This is a genomic window from Vibrio sp. CCUG 15886 (genome assembly GCF_028570825.1).
GTDB classification, from domain to species: Bacteria; Pseudomonadota; Gammaproteobacteria; order Enterobacterales; family Vibrionaceae; genus Vibrio; species Vibrio vulnificus_B.
In genome coordinates this window covers 728,839-749,310 of sequence record NZ_JAQQBT010000001.1, presented here as the reverse complement: position 1 = coordinate 749,310, position 20,472 = coordinate 728,839, and the positions used below count along the sequence as shown (strand labels likewise).

Sequence of the window (20,472 nt, the reverse complement as noted above, 5' to 3'; positions counted from 1 at the left end):
TGCCAAACGATTACTGAAATCATAAAAATTTCATTTGTTCTAAAGATAGACAATTTCTCTACCTTAAGTGTTCTTATTGACAAGATTGTTTGTTGTTTTGTGGATATTTTCTTGAAGAAAGCCATAACTGAGTCTAGCTTTTTAACATAAATATAACAAAGAGTGTTGAAATCAGGGTTTTTCCCTTTTTTTACTGGTTTGTTCGGTAGTTGCAGTCCGAAATGATCAATCTCAACGTTGGCGCGGTGAGTCAGAGGAGATAGCTTTTGAAGAAACGATTTCTCACACTGATGGGGCTGTTTGACCTGATGCTAGTCGGCTTCGGTGCGCCAGCCATTGCATCGCAAACAGACTTCAATATGACCCAAGGGGTCACACAGATCAGTCAGCAGGTGTATGAGTTGCACATGCTGATTTTTTATATCTGCTGTGCCATAGCACTGATTGTGTTTGGGGCTATGTTCTATGCCATTTTTAAACACCGAAAATCGAAAGGGGCCGTCGCTGCGCATTTTCATGAAAGCACCAAAGTGGAAGTGATATGGACGGTGATTCCGATTTTGATCCTCGTCGCGATGGCGATTCCAGCCACCAAAACGTTGGTGGCGATGGAGGACACATCTCAATCTGATCTGACGGTTAAAATTACCGGTTCTCAGTGGAAATGGCACTACAGCTATTTCGGGGAAGATGTTGAGTTCTTCAGTTTACTGGCGACCTCGCAAAAGCAGATCGAGGGTCTTGAAGTCAAAGGGGCCAATTATTTGTTGGAGGTGGATAATCCTCTGGTTGTCCCCATCAATCGTAAGATCCGTTTTCTTCTCACTTCTGATGATGTCATTCATTCGTGGTGGGTGCCCGATTTTGCGGTGAAGAAAGATACCATTCCCGGTTTCATCAATGAAGCATGGACACGCATCGACCAGCCCGGGGTATACCGTGGCCAGTGTGCTGAGTTGTGTGGTCGAGCACATGGTTTTATGCCCGTGGTGGTGCATGCCATGGAAGAGAGCGATTTTGAACAATGGCTTGCTAATAAGAAAACCGAGTTAGCCGAAGCGAAGCAAGCAGCAGCATCGGCACTGACGCAAACACTGTCGTTGGATGAGTTGATGGCTCAAGGTGAAGCGATTTACAGCGCGCGATGCGCGGTTTGCCATCAAGCCAATGGCATGGGGATCCCCGGAGCCTTTCCCGCCATTAAAGGCAGTGCGATTGCCACTGGGGATCGCGACAAGCACATCGACATTGTTCTTAATGGTAAAGCAGGAACCGCAATGCAGGCTTTTGCCAATCAGCTTTCTGAGCAAGAGATTGCTTCGGTGGTCACGTATCAACGCAATGCCTTTGGTAATGACACAGGTGATGCGGTGCAAGCGGCTGACGTCAACGCCCATAAAGCGCAGAGTCGCGGGGAGGGACAATGAGTCAATTTGAAAAACCGGTCAAATCTGCGTCGGCAGAAAGTGAACTGTCTAGTGCTGTGGCGGTGGAAAGCGACGCTCATGAACATCATCAACCTTCTGGCATAGGCCGTTGGATCTACTCCACCAATCACAAAGACATTGGCACGCTCTACCTTTGGTTTAGCTTCATCATGTTTTTAACCGGTGGTGCGATGGCGATGGTGATTCGCGCGGAACTCTTTCAACCTGGTTTGCAATTGGTGGATCCGCAATTCTTTAATCAAATGACCACAGTTCACGGTTTGGTGATGGTGTTTGGTGCGGTCATGCCAGCCTTCACTGGCCTCGCCAACTGGATGATCCCGATGATGATTGGTGCGCCGGATATGGCGTTGCCAAGAATGAATAACTTGAGCTTTTGGATTTTGCCTTTTGCCTTTTTAATCCTCATCGGTTCGCTGTTTTTACCCGGCGGCGGCCCTGATTTTGGTTGGACTTTCTATGCGCCGCTTTCGACCAAGTATGGCCCCGATAGCACGGCACTGTTTGTGTTCTCTGTGCACATTATGGGGATCAGCTCCATCATGGGCGCGATCAATGTGATAGTGACCATCGTCAATATGCGTGCACCGGGTATGACCTGGTTTAAGCTACCGATGTTCGTTTGGACATGGTTGATTACGGCGTTCTTGTTGATTGCTGTAATGCCAGTGTTGGCAGGGGCTGTCACCATGGTGCTAACAGATAAGTATTTCGGCACCAGTTTCTTTGACGCGGCAGGTGGTGGTGACCCTGTGATGTTCCAACACATCTTTTGGTTCTTCGGCCACCCTGAAGTTTACATCATGATTTTGCCGTCTTTCGGTATTGTCTCCGCCATCATCCCAGCGTTTAGTGGCAAAAAGCTTTTTGGCTATCATTCTATGGTTTACGCCACCTGCAGTATTGCACTGCTCTCGTTTGTTGTGTGGGCACACCATATGTTCACCACTGGCATGCCGGTATTTGCCGAGCTGTTCTTTATGTATTGCACCATGATGATTGCGGTTCCGACTGGGGTTAAAGTGTTTAACTGGGTTGCGACTATGTGGCGCGGCTCGTTGACGTTTGAAACACCGATGTTGTTTGCGATCGCCTTTATTGTGTTGTTCACCATTGGTGGTTTCTCCGGCCTGATGTTGGCGATTGTTCCTGCGGATTTTCAATATCACGATACCTATTTTGTAGTGGCCCATTTCCACTATGTGCTGGTTTCTGGTGCGGTGTTCTCCATCATGGCGGCGGCCTATTATTGGCTGCCCAAGTGGACAGGGCATATGTACGACCAGCGGCTTAGTTTGTGGCATTTTTGGTGCTCGGTGATTTCGGTCAATATCCTTTTCTTCCCTATGCATTTCCTTGGCTTGGCGGGGATGCCACGACGTATCCCGGATTACGCGATTCAGTTTGCTGATGTGAATCAGATTGTCTCGATTGGCGGATTTGCCTTTGGCTTGTCGCAGCTTATCTTCCTTTGGCTGGTGATTAAATGTGTCAAAGGGGGCGACAAAGCCGCAGCCAAACCGTGGGAAAGAGCGGAAGGGTTAGAGTGGACAGTTCCTAGCCCAGCCCCACATCACACCTTCTCGACACCACCAAAAGTGGATTGAGGTGACATGATGACTGGGGGAAGATCGAACCGCATTCTCACTCTTAAGCTGACGATGGCGGCTTTGGCGATGTTTGGTTTCGGTTTTGCGTTGGTGCCTCTGTATGACGTGATGTGCGATGTGCTTGGCATCAATGGTAAAACCGATAATGTTGCCGTGGCGGCTCCGGTAGGGTTGCAGATTGATACCAGCCGAACCATTCGCGTCGAGTTCATGGCGCATGTTGCACCAGATATGCCGTGGAGCTTCAAACCACAATCGGTCACTCTTAATGTGCATCCGGGGGAAGTGATTCAAACGGCGTATTTGGCGCAAAACCTCAGCCAAGAGATCTTAGTTGGTCAGGCCGTGCCGTCGGTGTCTCCGGGGCAGGGTGCGGCATTTTTCAACAAGATTGAGTGTTTTTGTTTTAATCGCCAACCCATTGAAGGAAATCAGTTGGCACAGATGCCGTTGATTTTCTACGTCGAACCTGACTTACCCGCCGAAATTCACACATTAACGCTCTCTTACACCTTGTATCGCTTACCCGTTGAACAAGCCGACAGAGAGAAACTCGCGCAATTATCTGGACTCAAGGAGGCAACCAATCCACTGCCTCAGGGAGCTGAGCTATGAGTAACAAACATCCGTCATATTATGTTCCTGCCCAAAGCAATTGGCCGATTCTTGGGGCTTTTGCGCTCTTTATGATTGCCGTTGGAGCAGGCATGACCGTTCAAGGAACGCAAATTGAAGGGCCCGTGGGGCCAATTGGCAATGTGATTTTAATCGTCGGTTTTGTCACCTTGCTGTATATGCTGGCAGGGTGGTTTAGCAACGTGATTACCGAATCACTCACCGGAAAATACAGCGATCAGATTGCCCGCTCATTTCGACAAGGAATGAGTTGGTTTATTTTTTCTGAGGTGATGTTTTTCGGGGCGTTTTTTGGTGCGCTTTTCTACGCAAGAATGGTGGCAGTGCCATGGCTTGGCGGGGCAGACAACAATGCTATGACGCATGAGATTTTGTGGCCAAGCTTTGAAGCCCTTTGGCCTCTGACCACCACACCATCTGGTCAAGAAACACAAGCAATGCCATGGCAAGGGATCCCTTTGGTTAATACCATCATTTTGTTGACCTCATCGATTACCCTGCATTTGGCGCATACCAGTTTAGAGAAAAATCAGCGTATGGCGTTGATTGTTTGGTTGGAGATCACCATCGTCCTCGCGGGCTTCTTCCTTTTCTATCAAGCAGAGGAATATGCCCATGCTTATCAGGAAATGGAGCTGACACTGCAATCGGGCATTTATGGCAATACCTTCTTTCTCTTGACGGGTTTTCACGGTATGCATGTGTTCTTAGGTACGACGTTTTTGATCGTGTTACTCGGACGCATCGCCAAAGATCATTTCACGCCGAAAGATCATTTTGCCTTTCAAGCGGGTAGTTGGTATTGGCATTTTGTTGATGTGGTTTGGCTCTGTTTGTTTGTCTTTGTCTACGTTCTGTAATGCTATCAATTTAGTATGGTCTTGGGTTGGGTTCTACCCAACCCGTTGTTAACGCGATCAGCAGAAACAGCACCACCAATGCAGAGAGCATCACTCTGCGCCCCAAATAGTGGCTCATGGATTTCCCATTGGGAGAAGAGTCGGCACGCACCATATGGAATAGGGCTAAACCCAAGTTGGCAATAATGAACAATAGCAGAAGAACCAGTATCAATTTGAATAGAAATATCGGCATAGTGACTCCGAAAGCTGCGTTGATCCGATCGCCCGGCGCCATTGTCGCCGCGTTGTTAACTTTGGTCGTATTTACCCTGTTGGTCAAACTGGGTTTATGGCAGCTCTCGCGTGCAGAGGAAAAATCACAACTTGAAATAGAGTTACAACAGCGTGCTTTGCAAGCGCCGCAGCCCTTACTTGATGTGCTCAATGTAGAACACGCAGCCGCGTTTTCGGTGACGGGAGTGAGAGTGGAAACCAATGTCGCGCCAAGTGCGTTGCCCATCGTGCTGCTCGACAACCAAACGTGGAACGGGAAAGTGGGTTATCTCGCTTATCAGGTGATGGCATTGATGGATGAACCGGGAAGTTATCTGCTGGTGGAGCTCGGTTTTGTCGACGGCGGTTTACAACGCCAATCTCTCCCCAAAGTGCAAGGCTTTCGCGAACCTCTGTTTTTAACCGGGAGGTTGTATCAAAAATCCGTTAACCCATTGAGTGACCAACTCCATTTAGAACCGAGTGATCCAATACGAGTGCAAAACATGGTGATAGCGGATCTCAGCAAGCAACTCAACGTCAGTCTCATACCGACATTGTTTCAGCCTGATAACCTCACCCATTGGCCCTATCCTCAACCTTGGCAGCCACTGAGCATGGGGAGTCAAAAGCATTTTGCCTATGCGATGCAGTGGTTTGCGATGGCGTTGGTGTTATTGCTGATCTCTTCGATGATTTTTGTTCGCTACCTACGCATTCGCCGCAAGGAGGTGTCGCATGATTTCCACACAAAATAGAGGCCGTTTCATGCTGCTGCTGTTGGTTCTTACCTTTGCTTTGCCCGCCATTGTCGCGAAAGTGGTATTGGAACAACATTGGTATCAATCCGGGGTCTCAAACAAAGGGGAGTTGATAGAACCCTATACCACCTTACAAAGTCTCGGGCAGGTGAATCCATTTCATGGAAAAGGGTGGCAACTGGCGTACTTGCTGCCCACGTCTTGTGAAGCACTTTGCCAGCAGCAACTGCATCTCTTAGGCCAAAATCATCTCGCTTTGGGCAAATATCAAGAGAGAGTCGAAGCAGTAGTTTGGGCATTTTCTCCAACAACAACTAATCTTAAATATGAGCAGGTTGTGATAACAAAACAGATTGAAAGCGTTTTGAAACCGGGGGATATGGTGATCGTCGATCCACTAGGTCAGTTGGTGATGCGCTACCGACTGAACACCACCAAGTCACTCATAGAGCAAAATAAAGAAATACTCTCAGATCTGAGGAAGCTGCTTAAACTTTCGCGAGTTGGTTAAAGGGGAGGGAACCATGAATCTTCATCGGATTATGGTACAAATTGCGTTGGTGTTAACCTCGGTGGTGATACTACTTGGTGCTTACACGCGGCTTTCTGATGCAGGGTTGGGATGCCCTGACTGGCCCGGTTGTTACGGCCATCTCACGGTGCCGAATACCGCGGCGGAATTGAGCGTCGTAGAGGATAACTTTCCAGGCATGCTGGTTGAGCCAAACAAAGCGTGGCTGGAAATGATTCATCGCTACTTTGCAGGTAGCTTAGGCATTCTCATTTTCGCCATTACGTTGCTCTGTCTGTTTAAAGCCAAAGCACCGAAGGTGGTGCCGATTGTGCTTTCATTGTTGGTTGTTGCTCAGGCGTTGCTAGGCATGTGGACTGTGACCATGAAACTCATGCCAGTGGTGGTGATGGCGCATTTGCTCGGCGGCTTCTTACTGTTTGTGTTGCTTGCGATACTCTATTGCCAACTCAAACCAACCGAATTTATGGTGGACTGGCAGTTTGTCGATCCAAGACTCCGGTTTTTCTCATTTTTTGTAATCGCTGTGGTGGTTTTGCAAATCCTTTTAGGTGGATGGACGTCATCTAATTACGCGGCACTAATGTGCAGTGAACTGCCGATTTGTGAAGGGGATTGGGTAAGCTACCTAGATTGGAAGAACGCGTTCGATTTTTGGAATTTAGGCCACCACACCTACGAGTTTGGCGTTTTGGAATATCCAGCCAGAATGACCATTCACGTCACGCATCGTATCGGCGCCATGGTCACGTTTTTCTGTGTTATGACCTACTGCTTTTGGCTCTATCAACAAAGCGAACCTATCGTTCAGCAACTGGCCATTGCGATTGGGTTGGTTTTGCTGGCACAGGTGGGGTTGGGCATCAGTAATGTTCTCTATCAGTTACCACTCTCTGTTTCGGTAGCTCACAACCTAGGTGCCGCACTACTGATTATGTTGGTGAGTGTAAGCAGCTACGTGCTTTGGCAAGAACAGCCAGGTATAGAGCTCAATATCGAGGGGTTTAAATATGAGTAAAACGTTATCCGTCGACAAGTCGCAGTTACGTTCTCCATGGAGTACTTACTGGACCCTCACCAAGCCCAAAGTGGTCGCGTTGATGTTATTGACGTCGGTGGTTGGTATGAGCTTGGCACCTCATGAGCACTTTACTTGGCATCAGGCATTGATCGCTTTGGTCGGCATTGCGCTCATGGCGGGATCGGCGGCGGCGTTTAATCATCTGATTGATAGAAGAATCGATGCCAAAATGGCAAGAACGTATCGTCGGCCGCTTCCTAAAGGGGATGTCAGCCCTTTCAATGTGCTGTTGTTTGCGCTTCTCATCGGTTCGTTAGGGTTTCTATCACTAATGCTCTGGGTAAATAGCCTCACTGCCTATCTCACCTTTGCCAGTTTGTTGGGCTATGCGGTGGTTTATACACTCTATTTAAAACGAGCGACCCCTCAAAATATCGTGATTGCAGGTATTGCTGGCGCGATGCCGCCCTTACTAGGCTGGACATCGATAACGGGTGAGTTACATCCTCACGCATGGTTATTGGTGATGATCATTTTCATTTGGACCCCTCCGCATTTTTGGGCATTGGCGATTCACAGAAAAGAGGATTATGCCAAGGTGAACATTCCCATGCTGCCAGTCACGCATGGTGTTGAATACACCAAAACGTCGATTCTTCTTTATGCCATTCTGCTGGCGTTGGTTTGTATGCTGCCCGTGTTGGTTGGAATGGCCAGCTATCTCTATTTATTCAGTGCCCTGGTGCTGAATGTCTGTTTTGTTCGCTATGCAATAAAACTCAAGTTTCGAGCCGAAGAACGTACCGCGATCGAGATGTTTCGTTTCTCTATCTACTTTTTGTTGCTGCTGTTTTGCGCTTTATTACTTGATCAGCAACTGGCCTTGTAAGTCGCTACTCATCTTCTTTGTCTAGTGATGGAGAAGCACGCCGAGAATCGATGTGATGGTTGCTAAGATGGCAAAAAGGGAGCAATTTGCTCCCTTTTGTCATGATGCCACAGGCTTACTGTGCTGGTTGCTGTAGCTCTTGGTACTCAAAGCTAGGAATCGTCACTTCTACACGACGGTTTTGAGCACGACCTTCAGCCGTTTTGTTTGAAGCGATAGGTTGAGATTCACCTGCGCCACGCACCTTAAGCTGCTCTGCTTTCACGCCTTGCTCGACCAAGTAATCCGCGACCGCTTGAGCGCGCTGTTCAGAGATACGTTGGTTCACTTTTTCAGAGCCGGTTGAATCGGTATGACCAACAATTTCAGCTTCTGCATCTGGGTATTTAATTAATACTTCAGCCAATGGAGTCAACGCTTGTTTACCACCAGCAGACAATTTGCTGCTGCCTGTCGCGAATAGCTCTTGGTTGTATTGCTGATTAGAGAATTTGGTCACCCACTCTGGTTTAGGTTCAGGTTTTGGCTCTTCAGCTAAAAGAATCGGTTCAGCAACTGGCTCTTCTTGCTTCACTTCTTCAGCAGGTCTTGGCTCTACTGCCGTTTCATTAGCTGCCGCCGCCGCAGTGGCTGCTGAGCTAGCACCGCCAAACAGATAGGTAATACCGATACCAAAGAAATTCGCGTCCATATCTTTCACGATGTCATCGGACATATCTTGATAACGCTGGTACTCTGCACGCGCCTTAAAGCTTTCGGTTAATGCGTATTCAAGACCCAAAGAGCCTGTAGGAACAAGGTCTTTATCATCGCCATAGATCATGTATGCCGCACCAATTTTGGCAAAAGCATCGAGTTTTTCATTCAGTGGTAGGCTGAATTTAGGCGCCAGTGTGTAAGCGGCCAGTTTTGCTTCAGAGAAATAACCGTTAGAGAAGTTTGTTTCATGTTCACCAAGAAGGTCGATTCCTAGCTCAGCAGAGATATGTTTGCTGAAGTTGTAGCCGTAATAAAGGCCAAAACCTGCGGAATCGTCGTCACACGGAGAGCTTACGTAACAAGCGTCGTCTAGGTTTACATAGCCAATTTTGCCTCCGAAATAGAGATCTGACCATGCTGCGTTCGCTGTTGCTGAGAAAAAACCACTGCTAGCGAGCACCGCGGATAGGGTGACGGCTAATTTTTTCATATATTTTCCTTACTGATCTCAGGCTGAATAATTTCCTTTTGCTCACAAGATGAGCACATTGAATGCGATTAGCGACGATAAGTTGTACGTAATATGCATTCAAGTTGTTTCATTCTAGTAACAAAGTGTTTCGTAACATATACCTAGCCATAAAAATGCATCTAAAGTCTCATTTATGAGGTGAATGGTTGTGAGCAGTTTCCTAGTTTTGAGATCATGAGCTTAGAATTCTCGCTTTATGTAATTATTTTTTTACATTAAGTGTAAAGCGTAAAATTCTTTAAAAATTTGCCTTCTTTTAAAAAAAGTGCTTGCGGTATTGTTTTTCTACCGATAAGTTACTTGCCTATACCAAGAAGAAAGGGCGGTCGGTAGCCGTATCCCTAAAATTTTCGCCCAGAGATAGTGATAGGAAGAAGCAATGTTCCAAACAGATGATGTAAGAATTAATAACGTTAAAGAGTTACTTCCACCAGTAGCTGTTTTAGAGAAGTACCCAGCGACTGAAACCGCTTCTTCGACAACTTTCCAATCGAGAAACGACATTCACAACATTCTCATCGGCAAGGACGATCGCCTGCTGGTTATTGTCGGCCCTTGCTCTATCCACGATCCTGTGGCCGCGGTTGAATACGGCAAGCGTTTGAAAACGTTGCGTGACGAGCTCAAAGGTGAGCTCGAAATTGTTATGCGCGTTTACTTTGAAAAGCCACGTACCACTGTGGGTTGGAAAGGTTTGATTAATGACCCGTACCTTAACGACACCTACAAGTTGAATGATGGTTTACGCATGGGCCGAAAACTGTTGTTGGATCTTACCGATATGGGTCTTCCAACGGCGAGTGAGTTCCTTGACATGATCACACCACAGTATGTGGCTGATTTGATCAGTTGGGGTGCTATTGGTGCACGTACCACGGAATCTCAGGTTCACCGTGAACTGGCGTCGGGTCTTTCTTGTCCGGTTGGTTTTAAAAATGGCACGGATGGCAACATTAAGATTGCAAGTGATGCGATTCGCTCAGCAAGTGCTTCTCACCATTTCCTATCGGTAACGAAATACGGCCATTCTGCTATCGTTGAAACCGCGGGTAATCCAGACTGCCACATTATTTTGCGTGGTGGTAAAGAGCCAAACTACAGTGCAGCGCATGTTTCAGCGGTAAAAGAAGAGCTAGCTACATCGGGTTTACCACAAAAAGTGATGATCGACTTCAGCCACGCCAACAGCTCCAAGCAGTATAAGCGTCAAATGTTGGTCGCCGACGATGTCTCTGAGCAGCTAGCGGCCGGTGAAGAGGCAATCTTTGGGGTGATGATCGAATCACATCTTGTGGAAGGTCGACAAGATCTTGTTGATGGTAAAGCGGCGACTTATGGTCAGTCGATTACCGACGCTTGTATCGGTTGGGAAGATACTGAAACTGTGCTTCGCCAATTGGCAAATGCAGTGGCAGCTCGTCGAGCAAAATAGCCCTATTTAGCCACCCATTTTATTGAGTAAGCCAGCGATTCGCTGGCTTTTCTTTTTCAATGTGATGCGTAATGAGAAGGGCGATAAGAGTCCTGCTTTTGCGAGCCATCGAGAGGGGGCTAACTTCTGTATATTAAATTCACTCATGCCTTTTGTTCTCATTTTAGCTCACACCATATTGATATTAAGAAACTGGATGTGTGTGAAATGTGTTGGTTAGTTTAAAATTTGATATCAACATTTTGTAATAATGAGAAATATTGTGTATATATCTGCCCACAATTACTCTTCATAACAAAAGTTTATAATGTCAGCACTTATTTCTAATTCAGCTCATGAAACCCTCTTAAAAGAGCACGAACAGCTCGTTTCTACGACCGATTTAAAAGGTGTGATCACCTACTGTAACGAGGCATTTTGCCGAATCGCCGAATTCAGTGAACAAGAACTGCTGGGTGAAAACCACAATATTGTGCGTCACAGTGATATGCCCAAAGCGGCGTTTGGCGATATGTGGCAAAACCTAAAGCAAGGGAAAGCTTGGCGAGGTATCGTGAAAAATCGAACTAAGTCAGGTGGTTTTTACTGGGTTGATGCCTATGTGACGCCCATTTATGAAAATGGGGTGATGTCTGGCTATCAATCAGTGCGCGTCAAGCCAAAACGCGAATGGGTTGAGATCGCTTCCAAAGCCTATCACTCTTTACTGGATGCGGAGCGAAATGGCCGGCAGTGGTCACTCAAACTGAATGATTCACTTCGATACGCGATCTTGCTGGGTTCTATCTCGGCACCGGTGCTTGCGCAAATGCTGAGTTTAGATGGTACGTATTCTACTTTGGCCAACTGGATGCCTTTGACTACATTGGCACTGTTGTTTAGGCAAGAGTTAATTGACACACCTCAGCAGTTGAAGGCGCTACAAAGTAAATTTGATAGTGTGAGTCGTCTAATTTATTCCGGCAAAAATCAATTCTCTATCGCTGATTTTCATTTAAAAATGGCGTCTGCTCGCATTCGCACAGTTCTGGGGCGCATGACGGATTCTGCTAGGCCTTTACAGCAACTGGCAGATGATTTGAGTGCGACGACAGAAGAAGTGTCGCAAGCGTTGGGTCAGCAAGCGTCGGATATTCGCCAAGTTCAACAAGCGACGGACTCGATGGAGGTGGCGGCTCAATCGGTAGTGAGTAGCACGCAAGACGCAGATCGACTTATAGAAGCAACGACTCAGCGCTGTGTTACGGCCAAGCAAAGTATCGATCAAACCCATCGGAACTTAGAACAGCTGATGTTACAGGCTGAAAAAGCGACAGCAACAACGTATCAGTTATCCGAACAGGCACAGAAAGTCAGTCAGTTTATGGAGGAGATTGGTGGTATTGCGGAACAAACGAATTTACTGGCTTTGAACGCTGCGATTGAAGCGGCTAGGGCCGGTGAGCAAGGTCGAGGTTTCGCAGTGGTCGCTGATGAAGTTCGTGCATTGTCGGGCAGAACGTCAAATGCCACACTGCAAATTAGAAGCAGTATCGACACCATGCTGGCAACCATCCAATCTTGGCAAAACGACATTCTAGAGAATAAACAGCAAACGGAATCGTGTTCAGAAGTCGCTGCAATCAGCGCTGAACGATTATCGGAGGTGGAGCAAATGATGCGCTCTATGAGCCAATTGATGGCGACGGTAGCAGCGTCGGCGGACAATCAAATGCAGCTCTCCAGCCAGGTGAATCAACACATTCATTCGATTGTGACCACTTCGGAACAAAATCTTGCAGCGACCTATTCAGTGGAAGAAAACAGCCAGAAGCTGAAGTCTCGAGTGGACGATTTCTATCAGCTTGCCTATCGATTTGAAGAGAAATAGGTGCAGCGGTGATAAAAACAACACTCGCCGCTGTTTGATTCGGCGGGTTCTAACCTTTTTTCTGCACACTCTCCACCATGTATGGGTTCGATTGCATCCACTCTTCTCGCCATGCAATAAATTCTTCCAAGGCTATTGGTTTGCTTACACAATAGCCTTGTATTTCATCACAGCCTAGCTCTCTAAGTGATGTAAATAGGGCGTAGGATTCCACGCCTTCTGCCACCACCTGTAACCCTAGACTGTGCGCAAGGTGGATGGTGGAACTCACGATCACCTTATCATTTGGGTTTTCCAACATGTTTAAAACAAACGATTTGTCGACTTTCAATTCATTGACGGGTAGCCGCTGTAGATAGCCAAGGGAAGAATAGCCGGTACCAAAGTCATCGATAGAGAGATGAAAGCCCATTTGAGACAGCTGCAGCAAGGTCAGTTCTGATGTTTCTGGATCCTCCATGATGGCGCTTTCTGTGATTTCTAAACAGAGGCCACTGGCAGGGACATGGTATTCGCTGAGCCAGTGTTGTAAATCATCGAGAAGCTGTGGGTTAATCAAATCCCATGTCGAGAGATTAACCGAGAGAGTTAATTGACCGGAATGAGGCTGCAACTCGTGCCAATGCTGGATCACTTGTTGTACCATCCAGCGTGTCAGTTCTCTTACATAACCCGTTTGTTCAGCAAAAGGGACAAAGAAGAAGGGAGCAAGCAGCCCTTTTTCAGGATGCTGCCAGCGAATCAGCGCCTCTGCAGACGACACCACTTTGGTCGTGGCCATGACTTTGGGTTGAAGAAAGACGCGTAACTCGTTTTGTAATAGCGCTCGCCTCAACTCTGACAACAGAGACAGATTCTCGGGAATGGCGGTGACTAAGGCGCTGTCGTAGAAAACAACCTGTTCTTTTTTGCGCTTGGCGCTGTACATGGCGATCTGTGATGCGTTAAGTAAGCTATCAACGTCCCCGCCATCGCTTGGCCAAGTGGCGACCCCGATAGAGACACTGATATCAATTGGGGTATCGTTGACATAGAAAGGGATATCAAGACGTTGTTTGATCCTTGTAACACTGTCAGCCAGCTCATCACTGCCGGTTTTTATTTCACCCACAAACTCGTCACCACTGATTCGAGCGGCAAAAAGAGGAATGCTTTCCGAGGTTAACGTGAGTCTTTGCGCCATCTCTTGTAACACCGCATCGCCCACATGGTAACCCAATACATCGTTGATGTGCTTAAAGCGGTCTAGGTTGATGGTGATGACCGAAATTGACTTGAGCGATGGATGGGCCAGCTCTTGTTTTAAGTGTTGTCTGAAGTGTTCCCGGTTCGGAAGATGCGTCAAAGTATCGAAGTAAGCGAGTTGAGTGATGGTCTGTTTTTGCTCCTGAAGACGTCCGCGCATTTGATCAAATCCCCGAGTCAGTTGACCAATTTCATCAGGACGCTGTGTACCTTCAATCGTTGCTGTGTAGTTACCTTCGGCCAGCGCTTCGGTTGCTTTGGTGAGTGTGATTAAAGGGCGGATAACGCGATGAGATAAGGCAAGAACGGCAAGAGTAAAGAGCACAATCGCCAATCCAGATACCCATAAATATTGAGACGCCAGCTTGTCAAAGCGAAGGCTTGCCGCATCCAAAGATTCAAGGAAAACAACGTAAATCCAATGCTGATTCGGAAGCTTTTCCGTCAGAGTTTCGGTAACGAAGACTCTGTCGGCGATGGCTCGATCCTGCATAGTTGAACTCGCGGTGGGGCGAGGTTCGGCTAAGGAAGAGAAGTAGGCTTTGATTTGCGCTTCGTTTGATACCACGTAAATGTTTGATGAATCACTGAGGGATGAAAGTAGCGCAATGTCGACGCCAGCCAATTGGCTTGCAAGGCTGATACGCTGGTGGGTGATCTCAAAACCAAACAGCACATAGCCAATAATGCGCGGTGCTCTGATTGGCGCGAGGACAAACTGGGTCGGCTTACCTTTGTAGATCATGAGATGGTATGGCCTAGCGGTAGAAAACTGTTTAATCGCGGTGACGAGCTCTTTGCGTGAGGCTTCGGAAATGTCGTCTTCAGACAGCGCCTGCAACGCCCATTGATGATCGATAAGCACAGCAATAGAGGCATCCACTCTGGCGGCGTTATTTTGCAGTGCTGAGGTAATGGTCTGTTGATCTTGGGTGGCTACCGCAGTGCGAAAGCCAAAATCAGACGCCAGTAGGTCGGCGTTTTCTTGTAAACGGAAACTGGCTTGAATCAATAACTGATCCCATACTCGCTTCGAAACTTCGAGAGTTTCTCGTATCTCTTCGCGAATGTGGGCATCTACCGTCACTTGCACCAATGCGTAACTAACAAATTGAATTGAAATGAGAAAGGCAAGAACGAACGTGATAAACCGACGGGAAAGGCTGGTGCGTAGGTAGTGACCAAATAGCGAATTCACAGATTCCCTCCTAACGCGGGCATCACTATTTCGACAGCAGCATTGTTTGCCGTTAAGCGTGTGCCTTGAGTGACGAGGGGAGAGCCAAAGGGTAACGCAGAATGCCACACTTCAATCTGATACGTATCCGCTGGTTGCTGAGTGAAATGCACTTCGCCATTGTTGTTCGTTTTGGCAAAGAGTGGTGTGTCGGAGACTAAAATCCATGCCAGCATGCTATCGTGAATATTGCAGCCAATCTCGACAACTCCCGCCTTATCAAACACGACGGTTTTTTCTGGCCGACCTGAATAGAGTTTGAGTTCAAATGTTTTTGCGTTTGAGAACGAGTAAACGTGGTGTCGAACTCTATCACGATTAGGGAATTCAACAGCACTGCCTTTGGTGATCACCAATACATTCGGGGTAAAAGTTCGGTGGTTCTGGCTTAATTCGGCTACTGGCATCGGCTGGAGAGACTGAAGAAGCGTGTCTGACTTGAGAAACACGACCGCGTTTTCAAGAGGGTCCCCTTGCTGAGTGAATACCCGTACTGTCAAATCCGCGGCGAAGCCGGGCAAGGAAACTAGAGACAACCACAATAAGTGAATAGTTCGTTTGCTCACGATGGTACTTCCTAAATAGCTCATTTGTGTTTTTGGATCTGTGCATCGCTTTTCGTGACGGCTTGATAGCGGTGATGTTTTAACTATAGATGAAAGATGGCAAACAGAATGTTTGATGCAAGTAGAAAGAAACTTGTGCGCTTTTTTAGCCAGCGGAAAGGAGGGCGAAATAGACTGGCGAGTTAGCCTAGTTCGGTATAGTAAGGATAATAAAAAGCCCCGCTAAATAAAGCAGGGCTTTGAGTTTGATTTGGTCAGAAATCGTGATTACGCGAGAAGTTCTTTCGCTGTGTTCACCACGTTTTCTACCGTGAAACCGAACATTTCGAACAGTTGGTCAGCAGGTGCAGATTCACCGAAGGTAGTCATACCGATGATGCGACCATCGAAGCCAACATACTTGTACCAGAAATCAGCAATACCAGCTTCGATTGCAACACGTGCAGTCACGTCTGAAGGCAGTACAGATTCACGGTAAGCCGCATCTTGCTTGTCGAAAGTATCAGTAGCAGGCATCGAAACCACGCGTACTTTCTTACCTTCTGCAGTTAGTTGTTCTGCTGCTTTCACTGCTAGCTCAACTTCTGAACCAGTCGCGATTAGGATTAGCTCAGGCTTACCATCGCTGTCTTTTAGGATGTAACCACCTTTTGCGATGTCTGCAACTTGCTCAGCAGTACGCTCTTGTTGTGCTAGGTTTTGACGAGAGAAGATAAGTGCTGATGGACCATCTTTACGTTCAATTGCTAGTTTCCAAGCTACCGCAGACTCAACTTGGTCACATGGACGCCATGTGCTCATGTTTGGAGTCAGACGTAGAGACGCGATTTGCTCAACTGGTTGGTGAGTTGGACCATCTTCGCCAAGACCGATAGAGTCGTGCGTGTAAACTTGGATGTTCTGAACTTTCATCAGAGCCGCCATACGCATTGCGTTACGTGCGTATTCCATGAACATCAGGAACGTCGCGCCGTAAGGAACGAAACCACCGTGTAGTGCGATACCGTTCATGATTGCAGTCATACCGAACTCACGTACACCGTAGTGGATGTAGTTACCAGAGAAGTCGCTTGCTTCTAGCGACTTAGAACCCGACCACATGGTGAGGTTAGAAGGCGCTAGGTCAGCTGAGCCGCCCATGAATTCTGGCAGCATTTTACCAAACGCTTCTAGCGCGTTTTGCGATGCTTTACGTGATGCGATGTTTGCTGGGTTTGCTTGAAGATCCGCAATGATTTGGTTTGCTTTATCTTCCCACTGCGCTGGAAGTTCGCCATTTACGCGGCGTTTGAACTCTGCTGCAAGCTCTGGATATGCTGCTTCATAAGCTGCAAATTTCTCGTTCCACGCTGCTTCCTTAGCTGCGCCTGCTTCCTTCGCTGACCATTCTGCGTACACTTCTTGCGGAATTTCAAAAGGACCGTGCTCCCAACCTAGTTCTTTACGTGTCGCTGCAATTTCTTCAGCGCCTAGTGGTGCACCGTGACAGTCGTGTGAACCCGATTTGTTTGGTGAACCAAAACCGATGATAGTCTTAGTACAGATTAGAGTTGGGCGAGGATCTGCTTTAGCGGCTTCAATTGCTGCGTTGATCGCTTCCGCATTGTGACCATCCACTGCTGGGATGACGTGCCAGCCGTAAGCTTCGAAACGCTTAGGTGTATCGTCAGAGAACCAACCTTCAACGTGACCATCGATAGAGATGCCGTTGTCATCCCAGAATGCGATCAGTTTGCCTAGACCTAGTGTACCAGCAAGAGAGCAAGCCTCATGCGAGATACCTTCCATCAGACAGCCGTCGCCCATGAACACGTAAGTAAAGTGGTCAACGATGTCGTGGCCTTCTTTGTTGAATTGCGCTGCGAGCGCTTTCTCAGCCATTGCCATACCAACCGCGTTGGTGATGCCTTGGCCTAGCGGGCCAGTTGTTGTTTCGATGCCCGGTGCGTAGCCGTACTCTGGGTGACCTGGAGTCTTAGAGTGCAATTGACGGAAGTTCTTTAGGTCGTCGATAGATAGCTCGTAACCGCTCAAGTGCAGTAGCGAGTAAATCAGCATAGAGCCGTGGCCGTTAGACAGTACGAAACGGTCGCGGTCAGCCCATTCAGGGTTTGATGGGTTGTGGTTTAGGTGGCCGCGCCAAAGAACTTCAGCGATGTCCGCCATACCCATAGGTGCGCCTGGGTGGCCTGAGTTTGCTTTTTGTACGCCGTCCATGCTGAGTGCGCGGATTGCATTGGCTAAATGTTTACGATCCATAATAAATACCGAATATTATTTGAGTCTAAAGAGGAAATAAGTAGGGGAACGTTTGCGTTCCCCTAGTTTGATTCTGTGTGATTACAGTTTCGCTGCAATCATCGCTTCTAATTTGCCTTGGTCAACGGCGAAGTTACGGATACCTTCAGCCAGCTTCTCAACCGCCATTGGGTCTTGGTTGTGCTCCCATAGGAATTCCGCGTGAGTCATTGGTGCTGGACGCTCTGCTGCGCCTTTAGAGTCAACCAGTTTCTCAACCACTTCACCTTCAGCGGCTTCAAGTTCTGCAAGTAGAGCAGGCGCGATAGTCAGACGGTCACAACCAGCCAATTCTAGGATCTCACCGATGTTACGGAAGCTTGCGCCCATAACGACGGTTTTATAGCCGTACTCTTTGTAGTAGTTGTAGATCTTAGTGACAGACAATACGCCTGGATCTTCTTGAGCTTCAAAATCACGGCCTTCTTTCGCTTTGTACCAGTCCATGATACGACCAACGAATGGAGAGATCAGGAATACGCCCGCTTCTGCACAAGCACGCGCTTGAGCGAATGAGAATAGAAGAGTCAGGTTACAGTTGATGCCTTCTTTCTCTAGGATTTCCGCTGCGCGGATACCTTCCCAAGTAGACGCCAGTTTGATCAGAATGCGATCGTTAGTGATGCCAGCATCGTTGTACATTTTCACTAGTTGGCGAGCTTTCGCTACGCTGCCTTCCATATCGTAAGATAGACGAGCGTCCACTTCTGTAGAGATACGACCTGGGATTGTTTTTAGGATTTCTTTACCGATGTTTACTGCAAGCATGTCGCAAGTGTCTTGGATCTGCTGTGCTTTGTCATCGCTTTGAGTTTTTGCATACTCGATAGAAGCATCGATCAGAGGTGCATACTCAGCGATTTGAGCAGCTTTAAGAATCAGAGAAGGGTTTGTGGTTGCATCTTCTGGTTGGTATTTCTTGATTGCATCAATTTCACCAGTGTCTGCTACGACAGTTGTTAGCTTGCGAAGTTGCTCTAACTTGTTGCTCATAATCGATCATCCTATATAACGGGCTATCGCTCGGTGTACACACCCAAGCCAATACATTTGTAAACTGACTAGCGAATAGTTTAGTGCGATTTTTACAATGCACGCTCTATTCATCAGAAAAAATTTAGCGACCGAACATTTGTTTTGAACATTTGCTCGATGGCTGAGTAAATGATGTGTTCATATTTATCCTAACGTGTAGGAAAGTCAATGGTTGAATGAGCTTTAAGGTGATGCTCATCAACGTTTTTTTTCGCGCAAAATCGAACAAACAACAATTAAACGTTTGCCCTTACTCGGTAAGGTTTAGTGAGTGAAAGTCATTAACAAAATCTTTACTGAGAAAATGTCATTTCAATGAGCAAAAGTTGCGGTTAGAATCGTGTGTAACATATGCTAAGTCAATGAGCATATGCTCAATGGCAGATTAAAATAGCACTCTGAAATGAGGGTGAGAGTAAATATGAGCAGTTCAAACCAAGATATATCGATTGAAAGCACGGATCTTCTGACTGAGATCTCGGTCGCTTACTATCAGGATGGCGCTACTCAGGAAGAGATTTCAAAGAAGTTTTCGGTTTCTCGCGCCAAAGTGGGCCGAATGCTTAAGCAAGCAAGGGACGAAGGGATCGTCGAAATCACCGTGAAGTATCACCCGGTGTTCAGCGCCAAAATTGAGCAGCGTCTAATTGAACGCTTTGGTGTGAAGCGAGCATTAGTCGCGCTTGACCAACCCCACGAAGAAGCACAGCGCCAGCAAGTGGCCGGTTTGGTCTCGAACTACCTGACGAGCACATTAAAAAATGGCATGGTGGTTTCGGTTGGGCAAGGACGAAATGTCTCTGCAGTTGCGCACCACGTTGGTGTCATTACTCCGCGCGACTGCAAATTTGTCTGTGGGATTGGTGGGATTCACCCTCGCGGCGGTATGTTTAACGCTGACCATATTTGCCGCCAGTTAGCGAAAAAATATGGTGGCACATCAGAAACACTTTATGCGCCTGCGTACGCAGAAAACCGTGAGCAGAAAATGGCGTTCATGCAAAACGCGACCGTGAAACAGACTCTCGATCTCGCGCGTAAAGCCGACATCGCTCTGATTGGGATCGGCGACATGAGCGAGAACAGCTATATGGTCGATCTTGGGTGGTTTACACCCGATGAAGTGGTGCAGTCGCGCTTACAGCAAGGTGTTGTGGGGGATTTCGCAGGTTATGACTTTTTTGATATTTATGGCAACGTCGCGAATACCGTGATGAGCGATCGTGTGATTGGTTTAGGTATTGAAGAATTTAGGCCGATCTCCCAAGTCATCGCCATTGCGGCTGAGAACAGCAAACCCTTGGCACTGCTTGGTGCGCTAAGGACGGGAGCTATTGACGTTATTGCCACGAGCGTGAGTAACGCGCTTACCGTACTGAACCTTGACGAGCAGATGCAAGGTAAAGCGCAATAGCAGATCAGGTGGCATATTTTTATGCAATTTGTGCAATAAGGCTGTGAGATTTTATAAATGACTCGCAGCCTGATTTGATTTCTAAGCTGAAAATAATCCCGAGGAGTAGCTTTAAACCAGTTACTTGGAGGG

Annotated in this window: 17 protein-coding genes; 11 read left to right on the top strand and 6 right to left on the bottom strand. The window is 47.4% G+C overall.

From position 1 onward, the window contains the following. Positions 1-290 precede the first annotated feature (290 nt). From coxB to PQQ36_RS03140, 4 genes are read left to right on the top strand one after another with little or no spacing between them, the layout of a single operon-like run. Entirely contained in the window at positions 291-1,427 is a 1,137-nt protein-coding gene (gene coxB, locus PQQ36_RS03155) for a cytochrome c oxidase subunit II (protein WP_225470432.1), read from the top strand. Further along, positions 1,424-3,055 carry a cytochrome c oxidase subunit I gene (ctaD, locus tag PQQ36_RS03150; protein WP_011081510.1) on the top strand — a complete coding sequence of 544 codons (1,632 nt, stop codon included), beginning with the start codon at positions 1,424-1,426 and terminating at the stop codon, positions 3,053-3,055. Before coxB ends, ctaD begins: the two co-directional genes overlap by 4 nt. Positions 3,056-3,061: 6 nt before the next feature. Further along, positions 3,062-3,673, top strand: a complete 612-nt coding sequence (locus tag PQQ36_RS03145; RefSeq protein ID WP_225470341.1) for a cytochrome c oxidase assembly protein — start codon at positions 3,062-3,064, stop codon at positions 3,671-3,673. Beyond that, on the top strand, positions 3,670-4,554 hold the full coding sequence (locus PQQ36_RS03140; RefSeq protein ID WP_225470340.1) for a cytochrome c oxidase subunit 3: 885 nt from the start codon (positions 3,670-3,672) through the stop codon (positions 4,552-4,554). The genes PQQ36_RS03145 and PQQ36_RS03140 overlap by 4 nt, the downstream gene beginning before the upstream one ends. A 10-nt stretch (positions 4,555-4,564) precedes the next feature. On the opposite strand, the gene PQQ36_RS03135 is transcribed toward PQQ36_RS03140, so the two are convergent. Next, positions 4,565-4,789 (bottom strand): DUF2909 domain-containing protein, encoded by a 225-nt coding sequence (locus PQQ36_RS03135; RefSeq protein WP_015728103.1) that lies wholly within the window; start codon positions 4,787-4,789, stop codon positions 4,565-4,567. Between PQQ36_RS03135 and PQQ36_RS03130 the strand changes: the two genes are divergently transcribed. From PQQ36_RS03130 to cyoE, 4 genes are read left to right on the top strand one after another with little or no spacing between them, the layout of a single operon-like run. Next, positions 4,788-5,567 carry an SURF1 family protein gene (locus PQQ36_RS03130; protein WP_409374495.1) on the top strand — a complete coding sequence of 260 codons (780 nt, stop codon included), beginning with the start codon at positions 4,788-4,790 and terminating at the stop codon, positions 5,565-5,567. The two genes, PQQ36_RS03135 and PQQ36_RS03130, sit on opposite strands and share 2 nt — an antisense overlap. Next, the gene (locus PQQ36_RS03125) at positions 5,548-6,081 is read left to right on the top strand and encodes a hypothetical protein (protein WP_225470338.1); all 534 of its coding nucleotides are present in this window, start codon (positions 5,548-5,550) and stop codon (positions 6,079-6,081) included. The genes PQQ36_RS03130 and PQQ36_RS03125 overlap by 20 nt, the downstream gene beginning before the upstream one ends. Positions 6,082-6,094: 13 nt before the next feature. Then, a complete protein-coding gene (locus PQQ36_RS03120; protein ID WP_225470337.1) occupies positions 6,095-7,120 on the top strand; it encodes a COX15/CtaA family protein in 1,026 nt (341 codons plus the stop codon). After that, entirely contained in the window at positions 7,113-8,012 is a 900-nt protein-coding gene (gene cyoE / locus PQQ36_RS03115; protein ID WP_011152381.1) for a heme o synthase, read from the top strand. Before PQQ36_RS03120 ends, cyoE begins: the two co-directional genes overlap by 8 nt. Before the next feature lie 115 nt (positions 8,013-8,127). Here cyoE and PQQ36_RS03110 read toward each other — a convergent pair whose 3' ends face one another. Continuing rightward, a complete protein-coding gene (locus PQQ36_RS03110) occupies positions 8,128-9,201 on the bottom strand; it encodes an OmpA family protein (protein WP_011081503.1) in 1,074 nt (357 codons plus the stop codon). A gap of 421 nt (positions 9,202-9,622) precedes the next feature. Here PQQ36_RS03110 and aroG point away from each other — a divergent pair, with 421 nt between their 5' ends. Continuing rightward, entirely contained in the window at positions 9,623-10,675 is a 1,053-nt protein-coding gene (gene aroG / locus PQQ36_RS03105) for a 3-deoxy-7-phosphoheptulonate synthase AroG (RefSeq protein WP_011081502.1), read from the top strand. A 307-nt stretch (positions 10,676-10,982) separates the two neighbouring features. Beyond that, entirely contained in the window at positions 10,983-12,545 is a 1,563-nt protein-coding gene (locus PQQ36_RS03100; protein ID WP_072615671.1) for a methyl-accepting chemotaxis protein, read from the top strand. Positions 12,546-12,594: 49 nt separating this feature from the next. On the opposite strand, the gene PQQ36_RS03095 is transcribed toward PQQ36_RS03100, so the two are convergent. From PQQ36_RS03095 to tal, 4 genes are all read right to left on the bottom strand, one after another. Next, positions 12,595-14,988, bottom strand: a complete 2,394-nt coding sequence (locus PQQ36_RS03095; RefSeq protein ID WP_225470336.1) for a putative bifunctional diguanylate cyclase/phosphodiesterase — start codon at positions 14,986-14,988, stop codon at positions 12,595-12,597. After that, positions 14,985-15,593, bottom strand: coding sequence for a methylamine utilization protein (locus PQQ36_RS03090; protein ID WP_273660315.1), 609 nt, complete (start codon positions 15,591-15,593; stop codon positions 14,985-14,987). Before PQQ36_RS03090 ends, PQQ36_RS03095 begins: the two co-directional genes overlap by 4 nt. A 267-nt stretch (positions 15,594-15,860) precedes the next feature. Then, the gene (tkt, locus tag PQQ36_RS03085) at positions 15,861-17,852 is read right to left on the bottom strand and encodes a transketolase (protein WP_273660312.1); all 1,992 of its coding nucleotides are present in this window, start codon (positions 17,850-17,852) and stop codon (positions 15,861-15,863) included. An 81-nt stretch (positions 17,853-17,933) separates the two neighbouring features. Beyond that, complete coding sequence (gene tal, locus PQQ36_RS03080) at positions 17,934-18,884, bottom strand: transaldolase (RefSeq protein ID WP_011152375.1); 951 nt, start codon at positions 18,882-18,884, stop codon at positions 17,934-17,936. Positions 18,885-19,347: 463 nt separating this feature from the next. On the opposite strand from tal, the gene PQQ36_RS03075 reads away from it, so the two are divergent. Continuing rightward, positions 19,348-20,340, top strand: a complete 993-nt coding sequence (locus PQQ36_RS03075) for a sugar-binding transcriptional regulator (RefSeq protein WP_015728093.1) — start codon at positions 19,348-19,350, stop codon at positions 20,338-20,340. Positions 20,341-20,472: the final 132 nt, after the last annotated feature.

Coding starts and splice junctions, on each gene's coding strand:
- coxB (WP_225470432.1), top strand. CDS start 291: ATGGGGCTGTTTGACCTGATGCTAGTCGGCTTCGGTGCGCCAGCCATT.
- ctaD (WP_011081510.1), top strand. CDS start 1,424: ATGAGTCAATTTGAAAAACCGGTCAAATCTGCGTCGGCAGAAAGTGAA.
- PQQ36_RS03145 (WP_225470341.1), top strand. CDS start 3,062: ATGATGACTGGGGGAAGATCGAACCGCATTCTCACTCTTAAGCTGACG.
- PQQ36_RS03140 (WP_225470340.1), top strand. CDS start 3,670: ATGAGTAACAAACATCCGTCATATTATGTTCCTGCCCAAAGCAATTGG.
- PQQ36_RS03135 (WP_015728103.1), bottom strand. CDS start 4,789: ATGCCGATATTTCTATTCAAATTGATACTGGTTCTTCTGCTATTGTTC.
- PQQ36_RS03125 (WP_225470338.1), top strand. CDS start 5,548: ATGATTTCCACACAAAATAGAGGCCGTTTCATGCTGCTGCTGTTGGTT.
- PQQ36_RS03120 (WP_225470337.1), top strand. CDS start 6,095: ATGAATCTTCATCGGATTATGGTACAAATTGCGTTGGTGTTAACCTCG.
- cyoE (WP_011152381.1), top strand. CDS start 7,113: ATGAGTAAAACGTTATCCGTCGACAAGTCGCAGTTACGTTCTCCATGG.
- PQQ36_RS03110 (WP_011081503.1), bottom strand. CDS start 9,201: ATGAAAAAATTAGCCGTCACCCTATCCGCGGTGCTCGCTAGCAGTGGT.
- aroG (WP_011081502.1), top strand. CDS start 9,623: ATGTTCCAAACAGATGATGTAAGAATTAATAACGTTAAAGAGTTACTT.
- PQQ36_RS03100 (WP_072615671.1), top strand. CDS start 10,983: ATGTCAGCACTTATTTCTAATTCAGCTCATGAAACCCTCTTAAAAGAG.
- tkt (WP_273660312.1), bottom strand. CDS start 17,852: ATGGATCGTAAACATTTAGCCAATGCAATCCGCGCACTCAGCATGGAC.
- tal (WP_011152375.1), bottom strand. CDS start 18,884: ATGAGCAACAAGTTAGAGCAACTTCGCAAGCTAACAACTGTCGTAGCA.
- PQQ36_RS03075 (WP_015728093.1), top strand. CDS start 19,348: ATGAGCAGTTCAAACCAAGATATATCGATTGAAAGCACGGATCTTCTG.